Annotated in this window: 8 protein-coding genes; 2 read left to right on the top strand and 6 right to left on the bottom strand. The window is 57.8% G+C overall.

Features of this window, described 5'->3' with window-relative positions; all coding sequences use genetic code 11:
* Positions 1-11: 11 nt before the first annotated feature.
* Together AC2FME_RS07645 and AC2FME_RS07640 are read right to left on the bottom strand one after the other, a co-directional pair.
* Entirely contained in the window at positions 12-1,991 is a 1,980-nt protein-coding gene (locus AC2FME_RS07645) for a RiPP maturation radical SAM C-methyltransferase (RefSeq protein ID WP_496800092.1), read from the bottom strand.
* A 6-nt stretch (positions 1,992-1,997) separates the two neighbouring features.
* Positions 1,998-2,279 (bottom strand): Os1348 family NHLP clan protein, encoded by a 282-nt coding sequence (locus tag AC2FME_RS07640; RefSeq protein ID WP_149776248.1) that lies wholly within the window; start codon positions 2,277-2,279, stop codon positions 1,998-2,000.
* A gap of 195 nt (positions 2,280-2,474) precedes the next feature.
* On the opposite strand from AC2FME_RS07640, the gene AC2FME_RS07635 reads away from it, so the two are divergent.
* Positions 2,475-5,336, top strand: coding sequence for an ATP-binding protein (locus tag AC2FME_RS07635; RefSeq protein WP_496800091.1), 2,862 nt, complete (start codon positions 2,475-2,477; stop codon positions 5,334-5,336).
* 770 nt (positions 5,337-6,106) lie between these two features.
* Here the strand turns inward: AC2FME_RS07635 and AC2FME_RS07630 are convergent.
* From AC2FME_RS07630 to AC2FME_RS07615, 4 genes are all read right to left on the bottom strand, one after another.
* Complete coding sequence (locus AC2FME_RS07630) at positions 6,107-7,285, bottom strand: carbohydrate porin (RefSeq protein WP_496742635.1); 1,179 nt, start codon at positions 7,283-7,285, stop codon at positions 6,107-6,109.
* Positions 7,282-8,049 carry a DUF3299 domain-containing protein gene (locus AC2FME_RS07625; RefSeq protein ID WP_496800090.1) on the bottom strand — a complete coding sequence of 256 codons (768 nt, stop codon included), beginning with the start codon at positions 8,047-8,049 and terminating at the stop codon, positions 7,282-7,284. Before AC2FME_RS07625 ends, AC2FME_RS07630 begins: the two co-directional genes overlap by 4 nt.
* Positions 8,050-8,106: 57 nt before the next feature.
* A complete protein-coding gene (locus tag AC2FME_RS07620; RefSeq protein ID WP_496800089.1) occupies positions 8,107-9,495 on the bottom strand; it encodes a metal-dependent hydrolase family protein in 1,389 nt (462 codons plus the stop codon).
* Between the two features lie 88 nt (positions 9,496-9,583).
* The gene (locus tag AC2FME_RS07615) at positions 9,584-11,017 is read right to left on the bottom strand and encodes an amidohydrolase family protein (protein WP_496800088.1); all 1,434 of its coding nucleotides are present in this window, start codon (positions 11,015-11,017) and stop codon (positions 9,584-9,586) included.
* A gap of 326 nt (positions 11,018-11,343) precedes the next feature.
* Between AC2FME_RS07615 and AC2FME_RS07610 the strand changes: the two genes are divergently transcribed.
* Positions 11,344-12,231 carry a helix-turn-helix domain-containing protein gene (locus AC2FME_RS07610; protein WP_496798815.1) on the top strand — a complete coding sequence of 296 codons (888 nt, stop codon included), beginning with the start codon at positions 11,344-11,346 and terminating at the stop codon, positions 12,229-12,231.
* Positions 12,232-13,621: the final 1,390 nt, after the last annotated feature.

Genomic DNA, 13,621 nt, shown 5'->3' with positions numbered 1-13,621 from the left:
GCAACCCTGCCTTAGCCGTGCTGCGGGACCGTCGGACCGGGCGCTGGTGCCGAGCGGCTCTCGGGCGCGAATTCCTGCGGTCGTTGTGCGGCGAAGGCGTGTTGGGGCGTTGCGCGAATATCTGCCCAGCCCGGCGCACGCGAAAAGCCCGGCGTTCTGAGAACCAGACACAATACCGAACTGCCCTCGGCATGGATCAGCCCGGCGCGCTGTAACCGTTCAAGGGCCTGCTCGACGGCTTTGGCGTCGTACCTGCCCATCAACCGCTTGTGCAACAGATCGACCCCCATGATCGTCGGGCACAGGTCCAGAATGGATCGTTCGACCTCGGACAGGGTATGGGTGACCGGGCGTTCGGGACGACGGGAATCCACGACACGATCGCCATCGAAATAAAGCGCCGCCGCGCTGGCCTGCCAATCCTTCAGGCTGTGCAGCACCGGCTGCGCGCGCTGATCTGCCGGGGCTGAACCGTCCGCGAGAATGTCGAAATGATAGGCATGATCCCACAAATCTTCGGCCGGAACCGCATAGACATGCGCATAGGGCTTTGCCGGCGCGACCTTGATGCCAAAGGCTTCGGGGCGTTCGAAATAGGGGCTGAAACGATCCGCCCGCACCGGCCCGACCGAACCCGGCGGCTGCAGGTGCGCAAGCAACGGGATCAGACGGGACAGGTTGTGGAACGTCTCGGCGGTCTCGCAGGGAAAGCCGTACAGAAAGCACCATTCGACGAACACGCCCGCCTCGGCGCACAGCTTGAGCGTCTGGATGTTCTGAATCCCGGAAACGCCCTTTTTCATGTGCATCAGGGTTGCCGTGTCAAACGTCTCGATCCCCGGCTGGACCTTGCGTATGCCGGCATCGGCCAAGGCTGCTATCACTGACGGGGACAGGTTCGACTTCACCTCGTAATGCAGCAGAAACGGGCGTTCGTCGCGCGCAAGCCGCGGGATCAACGTCTTGAGATAGCGATGGTCCAGAATGTTGTCGACGACCACAATGTCGGGCCCGTACAGGTCGGCGAGGTGGCGGAACTCGGCAAGCGCCCGGTCCGGGGACTTGCTGCGATACGCCATCGTCTGACCGTTCAGGCCGCAGAACGTGCAATGGTGCTTGGCGCCCCACCAGCACCCGCGTGATGTCTCGATCGTGGCCGAAGGCGTCAGGATGTCGGACAATCCCGGTGTCTGTTCGAACCGATCGAAGAACGCGCTGAAATCCGGGATCGGCAAGGCATCGAGATTTGCCGTCAGAAGTGGCGGCTGCTCGGGGCGGTCATACCGCAGGTCCGAGCGCGTCAACATCCCGCGAACGGCGGGCAGGTCGCGCCGGGTTCGCACCTCGTTGAGAAATTCGGCAAAGGCTTGCTCGCCTTCGCCCTGGCACACGGCATCCAGTTCGTGGTGTGCCCGCAAAAGCGCCTTGCCCAGCGACCCCTCGCAATTGGCACCCCCCATGACGATCACCAGGTCGTCGGATCGTTTTCTGAGGGCTCGCACAAGCGCGACCGACGCCATCACCTGCTGGAACGAGGATGTGATCCCGACCACGGTCGGAGCGCATGCCATCACCTCGTCGGCGCACCGCTCCACAAAATCCCGCGTCAGTTTTCTGGCTGCCAACGCGCTTTGCACATAGGTCAGCCACTCGACCCCCTCGACATGGTCGCCCAGGACATCCAGCAGATAGGCCATCGCATCCGGCTCGGGGCGCGGATAGACCAGATCACTGAACAACCACTCTCCCAAGAGGGCCTGATAGACCTTGCCGTCCGACAGCAGGAAATAGTCGTCAAGGCCGATGGTTTCGGCAAAGTCGAAGCTGAAGTATTTTTCCGTGGTCGCGACCCCGGCGTCCCTGGCCATGGTCGCCAGCAGCGATATCCCCAGCGCGGGATGCTGCAGCGACGAAAACGGCATCGACACCAGGCACAGACGATGAAGCGCCGCAGGTTGCGACGTCACACGACCCGGCGGCGTCTCGCTCATGCGGGATTACGCGCAGCGGGGGCGAAGCACACCGTCGGATGTCTGTTCGTAGGCCGCCTTGATGTCCTGCATCGCGGTCTTCAGATCCGATTCTCCGGCAAAGACCGAACTGATGGCGCCCAGAAGCTTGCGCGCGTGATCGTCCTGATCCAGCGTGATACCAAGACGGTCCACGACCTCTTCGGGGTTCTTGATGAACGCGTTGCGAAACGCCTCGTCCAGCACCCCGCGCCCGATGATGGTCTGGACGTCTTCCAAAGTCAGTCCGCGAGTATGGTGATCGGTCATTTCTGTCCCCAATTTCTTAAAACCATGGGCAACTCGTATAGTGTTATTGGAGAAAATTCAATGATTAAGCACCATGCGCCCTCCTCCGATCCCAGAGGCGACTGCGCCGCTGATGTAAGGTCGGCCGTACGGATCGGGCTGGATTAATCCGGGCGGACCAGACATACTCACGTCCGACCGGGGGAGCCTTCGAGAATGCGGAGTCGAGTACAGATCGAGCCGACCGAGCGCCGAATGTGTTCGGTTCTTTTTGCTGACATCGTGCGTTCGACCATGATCATCGGCGATCTGGACCCCGAAGATGCGGTCAGCCATCTGGGGCCAGTGATCGAACAGATCATGACCATCTGCGAAAAGCACGGCGCGACCACGCTGTTCACAGGGGACGGCGCGCTGGCGGTTTTCGGCTCGCCCCAGGCCGACGAGGACCACGCCGCAAAGGCGATTGCCAGCGCGCAGGAGATCATCCGCCAGATCGCCGGGAAGGGAGATCAGAGCCCCGACGTCCGCATCGGAATCCACGCCGGCGAACTGCTGGTCAGCGATCTGCAGCACACCCAGGGACACGAGCAGGCCTTTCTCGGGCCGGTCATGAACATCTCGAGCAAAATCGAGGCCGCAGCCCGCAAGAACGTGGTGACGGTCTCGGAAACGGTCATCCAAAGCGTCGGAACCCTTTTCGACCATGAACCCGCCGGCGAATTACAGATCGACGGACGCAACAAGACGCTGAAACTGTTCGAGATCAAGGCCCGAAACGAACAACGGTCCCGGTGGGCATCGCTGGCGCGTCGCGACCGCTCGCCCCTGGTCGGGCGCGAGGCCGAAATGGCCCGGTTGCGCGAAGCCTGGTCCAAGGCCTGCCAGGGTGAAGGCAACTCGGTCCTGCTGCTTGGCGCGGCGGGGGTCGGAAAGTCGCGCCTGACCCACGAACTTGTGGAAAACATCGCGCCCGAGGCGTTCGACCTATGGGAGTTCAATTGCTTCTCGCTGGATCAGACGGCCGCCTATCTGCCAATCATCCGCGCATTGAACGCCCGCATGAAACTGTCCGACTGCCAATCCGACACCGAGTTGGAAGCGAAGCTTTCAAAGGGGATCGGCAACACCAGATTCCTGGACAAACACACCAAACAGGCCCTGTTTTCGATCTTTCGCCGCGCCCGGACCGAAGTCGAACAGGCCGCCGGCGACCCGTCGCGCCGGCGCCGCAAGCTGAACGACATCCTGTCCAGGATGATCCTGTCGACCCGGAAAGAGAAGCCGCTTCTTCTGTTGTTCGAGGATCTTCACTGGGCGGACCAGGGCACATTGGACGTGGTTCAGGAGTTGCTTTCAAGCATCTCCTTCCTGCGGGTTCTCGTGGTGCTCACTTCGCGCAACGCGACGCCCTTCACAAGCGATCAGAAAGGCAGGCTGCAGCTGCTTCCGGTCCCCCCGCTCGGCGAGGACGACTGCCGGGAATTGATTTCGCGCCTGTTGGGGCCACGAGGCGACGACGGCCGCTTGCGCGACTTCGTCGACACCATGAGCGGTCGCACCCCGTTGTTCGTCGAGGAATTCGCCCACCATCTGCGAAACCGTCTGGACCGGACACAAGGCAACGAAAGCCTGCACCGCAACCTTGCCGATCTGGAAGTACCGGCCCGCGTCCAGCCTCTCATCGCGTCCAGGATCGACACGCTGGACAGTGAGAACAAAAAGGCGCTGCAGGTTGCCGCAGTCGGCGGTCTGCGCTGGACATGGAGTACGCTGACCGAGACACTTCAACGACTGGGCTTTGAAGCCCGGCCTCGGCTGACGGCCCTGATCGAAGGCGGTTTTCTGGAAACCTACGGCCCTGCGGAAAACCAGCAGATCCGGTTCAGTCACGCGCTGGTGCAGAAAGTCAGCTATCGCAGCATTCCGCGACTGCGCCGATCGCGCCTGCACCGGGCCATCTTTGAGGCCCTGCACGCCGGTGCAGACACCGATGATCTGGAAATCGCCCAGGCCATCGCCCGCCATGCCGATCAGGGTGAGCTGTGGCAGGAAGCAACCGAAGCCTATCTGCGCTGCGGCGAGCTTGCCAGCCGACTGTTCTCGTTCGAGGCGGCGGTTTCGTATTTCGACAACGCGCTGCGTTGCGTCGGCAGGCTGAAGGCCGAGACCGGGTCTCAGAACGTGTACGAGCTTGAATTGCGGGTTCGCCGGGGCCTGCGCGTCTCGCTGGTGGCCAGCGGTAATTTCCGCCGCATTCTCGAGATCTCGCACGAGGCAGAGAAATTGTGCGATGACGCGGGGGACAGGGTCTCGAAGATCACGTCGCAGATCGATCAGGGGATCATGACGACGATCCTGTTCGATATTCGTGACGCGCGCCGAATTTCGCAACGCGCTCTGGACAGCGCGACCGAACTGGGCGATGCCCGGCTGCAGGCCAACGCGGCCTTTGCCTTGGCGCAGGCCGCCTGGTTCCACGGGGATTACGAAAGCGCGAAAGCGGCGATCGACCATCATGCCGGTCTTTTCAAGAATGAGTTCCGCACCGTCGAAACCGGAACGACCGGATCGATTTCAGTGCTGGGAATCGCAACGCGGGCAAACGCCCTGAGCATGATGGGCCAATTCGACAAGGCCGAGGACGACATCCACGAAGCGCTGGAAATCGCGGGCGAGACAGGCAAGGTGTATGACCGCAGCTTCGCCCTGATCGCGCGCGGGATCAATTGCTGGAAAGCAGAAAACGACGCGCGTGCGGCAGAGGCATTGCGCACGGCACTAAAGATTTCCATTGAGGCCGGGATCGATGTTTTGAGTTGCTTTGCAGCAGCGCCGCTCGCCCGTGTGCTGGCCCGAAACAGAGACTTCGCGAATGCGCGACTTGTCCTGACCAAAAGCCTCGGCCTTGCACGGGAAATGCAGATGGAAGCATTCGTCGCCTGGCTGTTGAGTGCCGAGATTCGGGTTTTGCAGGAAGACGGTCAAGGCGGCGAAGCCGAAGAGGTTGCCGCTGAACTGGCTGACCTTTGCCGACAGAACGGATATTTCGGATGCGACCCAACCTTGCTTCCTTGACGGGGTTTAACCAGTGTCATGCGCTCCACATGGTGATCCTCCACTGAAGTGGTCCACCGCTATGTTTGGGATAACTGAGGATGGAGTTCACACCGTTCCTGGTCCGGTGAATGCTGACGTCAGACAGCCGGGTCGATCGATGGGCCTCTAGCCGCCACTGGCTATCCAGACTGCCAGAAGCACGGCCATCAGAGCGACATGCCGCGAGCCGTTTCCGAGAAGGCCGAGGCGGCGCTCCCGTCCGTGTTCCGCGCGACCGAGATCGAGGAATAAACCCGGCAGTGCATCGCGACCTTTAGGAGGCGATTCTGGTGGCACCGGGTATTGCACAGCAGATCCAGGTCTCGGCGAGACAGGTCTGCCCGTGCGTTGCCCCGAGATGCACCACGTGGATTTGTTGCCCCAAGTCGCGTTTTGACCAATACCAGCACTGAAGCGCAGCGCTCAAAGTGGCAGATTTCTGTTTTATTTCATAGGTTTGAAATGGTACCCGGGGGCGGAATCGAACCACCGACTCGAGGACTTTCAATCAAGTTTCCAGACTTAATTTCAATGGGTTATAACAAAATGCATCACTTTGTGTATAACTTCTGAATATCGCAGAGGCGAATTTAGCTTAAGGTATTGAAAATTAAATTAATAATCCTGGGCCAAAGAAAGATTTGAATACTTGTTCAGTCGCCCATCCTGCCTCCATCAGTCCACCGAGAACATTCACCTAACAATACTCCCATAACTGCTTTGATTTCAGTTACTGCTTTCGGCCCGCATCAGAAAACGATCCGGGTTCTTAGACCGAACAATGTAATGTTATCCTGATCAGGGTTCAGAAGCGGGTTGGATATGAATTGTATCGACGGTGTGATCTGCAGTCCGGGTGAGATTGAAAAGCGATAGAATGCTTCAAGCGTGAACTGATCGCCGTCTATGCCTCTTGCCTCAGCCCAGTTCAGACCCAGCCCTGCCAAATCGGTATTGCGACCGTAATAGCCGACACCGGCAGAAATGGACCGATCATAGAGTGCTGCCGTACCTTTTGAAGCCCCAGCCCGAAAGAATGGCATCCACTTATTGTCAACAAACCATGCGGCAGAAAACGCGGCGCCGTAATCTTCTGGACGGCTACCATCATCAGCCGCATCCGCATGCCAGAGTGTCAGATGGATATTGTCGAAGTAGATGCGATCAAAGCCAGAAGTGTAGCCGATTTCGAGTGATTTGAATAAATTTCCATCGCTGAACACATCAAAGTTTGGATCAGACGGGTCGGCATTTGCGTCTGAGACGCTCGCGACGGCGTACAGGTTATCGCTCAGCTTTATCCCACCGGCAATGCCAATGCCTTGGTTGGGCGTGTTAATCGTCGGGTTGGTGTTGAAGGACAGGTTTTGGAAACCACTATAGGGGCTTACCAACCCGTAAATATCCACAAAGTCGGTTACATCAATCTGCCCGACTTGCAGCGTCCACGAACCGTTCTCGGCCCTTTGGGTCCAGAACAGGTTGGTCAACAATAAACCATTATCGTTGAAGGCTGTCCCTGTGATCGAAAGCGCTCCGCCATCCAGCCCAAGAAACTGTGGGGCAACATCGGTATAGCTGTGCCGGTCTTCGATCTTGAATGTCAGAGAACCCCGTTCAGTTGCCTGCCAACTGCCGTAGAAACGAGCGATTCCACTTGCGGCTTCACCAGTTCCCAAATCAGCATTCGTGGTTTGGCCCAATGCCAGGTAATCCAAGTTGAACCGGAACCCACCCTCAGCAAGCCGCTCTTTCCACTGAAACCAGCCCGGCGCGATATTGCGCGGAAAATCGGAACGATATTGTGGGTCGGTCAGCCCATCTCCGGGCTCCAGATCAGCTTCGACCGAAGAAGGCCCGGACAGTCCTTGCGCCGAGGCAGCGCCAGCAACCGCAACACTCAATGCGACAACGAGAAGTCTTATCATTCCGACGCCTTTGCCCCGCCGGTCTTGCGATGACCCGCTGCTAAGATGCGACCAGCAATCGATGCCGCCCAATCATTTGTTGTTGGCGTGCTGGCCATCAGGTCTCGCATCGTTTCAGTCTGCGAGACCTCCAAAACATAGCTGGAGCTCATTGGCACATTGCCGTCTACGATGCGGAATGTATAGTTTGTTTCTTCAATTGACAGTTTGCCTGTCAGCCGCACCGGTTCGTGCATAGTGCTGGGGCTCCAGTCGTCAACTACTCGCGCCCGGATCATCTGATTGGCGTTTGGCGGTGGGGTATGGCTGCACATGCCGCGTATGGGAACGAGGTAGACAACAGTGGTCCCGTCCGCTTCGACAGGCGCTGGGATAGCGTAACCCGCCAATGTAACGATTTGTCCATCAAGCTTCGGATTAGCCGCTGTTGCTGCTTTCTTGCGCCGGTCGGCAACGATCCAGCGTTGGTCGATCAGCCAATCTGCATCAATCCCGTCTTCAGACAGTTCCTTAAGTGCCGCATTGATTTTTGCGGCACCGTCGGCCATCTGAGCCTCGCTGAGAGTGGCGTCGTTCAGCAGCTCTCTGTTTCGGACGATCGTCCGCAAGGATTCGATCTGTTGATAGTTTAAATCCTCAAAAGGATCCTCATAGGTTTGCGCCGACGGATCGATCAGATCCTCCCAAGCGATCTGCTCAGCCGTAGCGGGCGCGGCGAGCGGAACAAACAGCGTCAGAAAGCTCAAAGTCAGCAAACGATGCATCTCTTTCTCCAAAAATGTTTCGCTGGGCGGCCGAGGTAAAAAAGCCGCGGAAGATCATCAGTTCAGCGTGTTTTTATAAATAACGCCGTCCTTCATGATCAGTCTTATTGTCGGGATGTCACGGGGACGCGGCTCGGCGTCGTACCATTTCTCGTTTCCGCCGATCACACCTATGTCTTCGAGGGGATTTCCATCGACAATCAGGATGTCGGCGTATGCGCCTTCTTTGACAACGCCAAGTGGACCCTCAAGATACGGATTTGCCTTGCCGGAAAACGCCATGAGCTCGCCAGCCGAGGATGTCGCGGCAACCAGCATTGCGTGATTGCCGAAAAGCTCAGCGTGAAACCACTTCTCATAGTCGAGTTGCGTCCTTAGCAACTCGCCCGTCGCGAACACGACATCAGTCTGGAAAGCCATCTTCGGTCGGATCGCCTTGACGTTCTCGACAAAGTCCTTGGCTAGGTCGGTCGCGAGCGCCAGCTTTGCCTGGTTCTCCGGGCTCTGCAACCCAGGGTTTTGTTCGAGATACGGTGATATTCCGGTCATCTGCGACACAAGGAATACGTCATTTTCCTTCATCAGCTGCAAGGTCTCACGGCTCGCAAAAAAACCATGCTCGATACTTCGCACACCGGCATTTACAGCTCGACGGATCCCCTCGTCGGAGAAGACATGCACCGCGACATAAGTATCCCAGTCGGCGGCGGCCCGGACCGCCGTTTCGATCTCTTCAGGAAGAAACTGAAGCGTATGCAGGGGATCAAGAATCGACGCAACGCCGCCCCCCGCCATAAGTTTGATTTGGGTTGCTCCTTGGGACAGGTTTTGCCGGACCGCTGCGAGGACGGCATCTTCGCCGTCGGCCACAGTCGTGATGCCGAGGCGCTGAGCGTTGCTGTCATTCGGAAAAGGAGGCAGGTTCGGGTTCCGCTGCGAGCCGAAGCGCAAATCTCCGTGGCCGGATGTCTGCGACACGAATGCGCCGCTCGGGTAAATCCTCGGTCCTTCGACGAGGCCGGCATCGACCGTCTTCTTCAGGCCAGAGCCGCCACCGCCCATCTCACGAACGGTTGTAAAGCCACTGTAGAGATATTCGTTGGCCATATGTGCGGCGCGCGGGCCGATCTCGTCCCACATGCCACTCTCCATACCAGCGACACCGCCGGGCATATTCATGTAAAGATGAGTGTGCGCGTCGATCAGGCCGGGCATGAGGGTGCGGCCTTCACAATCAATGACTTCGGCACCCACGGCCGAGAGCGACGCATCCCCGATGGACGCGATAAGATTTTCTTCGATCAACACGTTGCGGCCTTTGGCGAGGCTGTCCGCGACACCGTCGAACACGTTGCAATTAGTGAACAAAAGCTGTCGCGGCTCATCTTGAGCGATCGCGCCTGAGGCGAGTGCAAACGACAGTACGACAATGAGAGGTTTTCGCATTGCGGTCCCCTGCAAATTTTCTGTTGAGCTTCTTTTGACCGCGGGGCGGCCGAGGTAGAAACCGCCCCGCGCGATCCAGATCAGATGATCATGGATAGACTTGCGGCTCACGAACCGCCGGGCGGTACATAATGCTGTCGCTCTCGACCAGCGTGTTCTTGTAGGCGCGACCATCCTTCATCACGAGTTGCAGCTTGCTCTCATCGAGGATCAGGTTGATGTCTTCCAAAGGATTACCGTCCCAGATCAGGATGTCGGCATAGCTGTCCGGCGCGATCCGGCCGAGGTGATAGGTCGGATAGGGATCTTTGGGCCCGGACCATTTCAGCACGATACCCGCGTTGCCCGTGTAGTGCTTCAGCGCCTGTGCCGGGCTGAACCCGACCGACGTGGGGCACACGATGTCCTCCTTGATCTTCTCAACCAGGCCGGGGCTGAACATGTCCGAGCCTCCGATGATGAACATGCCATAGTCGTTCATCCACTTGGACATGGCGCGTACGCCTTCGCCAACCGCCACGCCCTTGAGTTTCTGCTCGTGCGTGAAGAAGGCCGGCATGCTCTCGTAGGAGCCGAAGGTATTCACGCTGACATAACACTGGAAACTCCAGACGATGTCTTTCGTTTCGTTGTATTTCGCCACCATGCGCTTGACCATGTCCTCCGAGATCAGGAAGCCATGCTCGAACGAGCGGGTGCCGAGCCGCAGGTGCCGGTCGTAGCTCTCGTCGTGATAGGCATGCACGGCGACATAGGTGCCATTGTCCCTGGCGATCTCGACGGCCCGGGCGACCTCGTCCTCGGCAAGCCCGAGGATCTCGAGCGGATCGAATTCGCTGGCCACGCCGCCGCCGCCCATGACCTTGAGAAACGCAGCGCCGCGCCGGAAGTTCAGGCGCGCCGCGCGGGTCACATCATCGACCCCATCGGTCACCCATGTATTCGACGTCAGCTGCCCCATGTCCTGACCGTTCTCGAGCGTGGCCGGCGGCACGTTGCGCCCCGCCCAGTCGCTGTGGCCGCCGGTCTGGCCGATGGCGCCGCCCGACGAGTAGACACGCGGCCCCCGGACCAGGCCCATGTCGATGGCCTTGGCAATATCCAGAGGATCGCCGGCGATGTCCCGAACCGTGGTGATCCCCTTCATCAGCATGTGATCGTTCATGTACTGAAGCGCGATGGCGCCGCCCGCCGCATCGTCCCAGCGGGTCTGATAGGCGGCCGTCCCCTCCGGCGGGTTCAGCATCACGTGCTGGTGCATGTCGATGAAACCGGGCGTCATCGTCTTGCCACCGACATCGACGACAAATGCGTTCGGCGCATCGATGGGGTCGGTCGAAACCTGCGTGATCGCGTTGCCTTCCACCAGCACGTTCGCCCCCATGATCAAATCGGGGCTGAAACCGTCGAACACGTTTGCATTGGTGAACAGAATCGGCGGCGGCGTATTTTCCTGCGAAGCCGCAGGTGACGCGATCGCCAGCACTGCAACGACCGCCGTTGCGGTTATTGTCTTGGACATGATTTGTCGGACTCCCCTGGTCTTGTTTCGGCATGTGGGAGCCTCGGCCGATCATCGATTACTTTTTTTGAGTGTCTCGCGCACAGAAAAATCATAGGCGGCAATGTTAGCTCCTCGCACGAAAAGCGTACTAGGCGTGAAAGAGGCCGCCTAACAGTTTTTCGGTTTCAGGATGAAATGGTAAATTTGAGGTCGCAAAATGGTAAATGCCTTGCGATACTACGTCGTGTGCGCTCTGATGATGGCGGAAGGTATTGGTCGCAGTCGTAAAACTTAGGTACGCGCTGAACTTCGCGATTGCCTGCGAAGACGCTGGCTGTGACCCAATGAAACTCCTGCAAGCTGTCGATATCGACGAACGTATGATACAAGAACCGGAGCTGATGATCGCGGAGCACCAGCTCTGGACAATCGCAAGCGAAGCCGCGACGAGCACCGGAAAATTCGACATCGGCTTTGATGCCGGATCCGTTTCCAGCGTGCAGATGCATGGCGCCCTGCGGCAACTTTATGATCAGAAAACACTTTTCGAACGCTTGGTCACCTTCTGCAAAATGGCGAAGCTGGAATACAGCAGAGCCGATTTCTTTGTTCGACCGGTCTGGAATGGTCTGGTTTTCGGCCGCAACGCCATTGCCGGCGATCGCGAGCAGGTCCGGCAGGTTGAACTCTATGTCCTTCAACTCATGCTAGAAACCATCCGGAGTGCACTGGGACCGTCCTGGGCTCCGAAGCGGCTGAACCTACAGTCGGATCATCACCCCGACCTCGAATGGCTGGCCCAATCCGCGGAAGAAAGACTTCGGTTTGCTCAGCCGGTCACGGAAATCCACATCGAACGCGGGGAAATGGTTTCAGAGGCGGTCATTTTGCCCGATCCTGACACACATGATCAGATGGTTCCCACGACGCGCGCCATTGCCGCACTGGTCTGCACCTACCTCTACGATCCACGCTTGTCACTACAATTCATCGCACGGTTGCTTGGCCTAAGTGACCGTCACCTGCAGCGCGATCTTCAAAAAGAAGGGACCAGCTTTTCTGAAATTCTGTCCCGGGAACGGACAAAAGCCGCAATAGACATGCTGAAGGTGCCGGAGTTAACGATATTTGAGATATCGAAATCCTTGGGTTACTCCAACCAGGCGCATTTCACGCGAGCTTTCATCAGAAGCACAGGAATGACACCATCTCAATTTAGGAGAGGCGTCTAAACTCAAAACATCTCTGCAACCAAGATCTGAAATTTCATTGGTTGGCAATGAGCTACGATTTTTTTGGGCTGAATGCAGCAATTGAGCGTGCACCGAATGCGGGCTCCGCATGATCGATGTTGGAGCTGCAATTTGGCTCTTAGGAAAAATTTTACCTTGCGAGCTTTTTCTGCCCTCAAGCCGATCAAACATACAACGCGTTTCCACAACTGGTGCTGACGAAGGGAGTAATTGGAAACAAAAGCAGACACCCGTCTACCGCAAACAATTGACCTGTTCGTCCGCATCTTGCTCGTTCGCCAATCTGACGCGCAATGTCAGATGACAAACAGTCACGCCCCCACATGACTGGAGCCACAACGCACCTCAGCAAAACCTGTTGCCCGCTGCTCCAAGAAATCCGAAGCCTTCTACAACAAACGCTGGTTTGTCGTTTACGGAGAAGGCAAGGCATGGCCGAGTATGTTGTTTTATAACGGGTTTCGACCGAACGGCAGGGGCGATCCGGCCTCGGGCTGGAAGCGCGGCGGACTATGGTGGAACAATTCCTGACACCCGCTGATCAGGTCATAGCCGAGTGTCTGACCGCGAGGGTTATGTGTCCAGCCGCATGGCTAGGGGCACCACTGCGGCAGGAAAGAAACCGACAAAGGCGACAGCTCTCGCTGGTTCAACTTGATGACTACTGTCGCTGAGACCGTTGGCGATATTTGGGTTCACAAGGACGGGGACGAGCTTTGGTGGACGACCTCTCGAAGTGACGCACCTTCTTTCGAAAGGAAGACGGAACCCATCGAACGTGGGCGTGACGTGGTAATTTGCCATAAGCCCCGGGAGCCTTGGTCGAACAAGTCGAAGAAGGGCGTTCCACTGAGGTGGAACGAACTGCACCCCAAGGCGAAAGACTTCTTGTCTACTGAAGCCACGCTACAGTCTCTCAGTCCTTTGTACCGAGACTACACGTTGGCGTTGATCGCCGGAGATGACCTAAGCCAGTGGCACGATACTCCACAAGGGCGAAACGAAGCGAAACCGCCAAGAAGGGGTATGCCCCGATCAAGTACGGGACGCAGGCGGATAAGATTGCGTACCAGCGAGCTTCGGAGCTCTTCGAAGCGGCAGATGCCGCTGAACGCATGGCCCGTAGGAGCGACAACGGCAGCTGTGCTGGGCGTTTTGCTTATTCCGTTGACCAGTTGAATAGCTCAGAAGCTTTGTGGTCGAACCACGCTAAAAAACGCTGTCTTCGAGTGTGTTCCAAAACACGGTGGGGCAAAGACTGTGTTGGGATTGCTGTGGTCAACACATTGATTCCAAACACTGTGTCCAATACAGCTTTTCAACCCGCAAACCCCTCAATCAACGCACTTCAAAACTGTGCGAGTACTAG

The sequence above is a fragment of the Ruegeria sp. BHSC026 genome (genome assembly GCF_059613065.1).
Note: the sequence above shows the minus strand (reverse complement) of the source record. Positions and strands in the feature narration are given on the sequence as shown.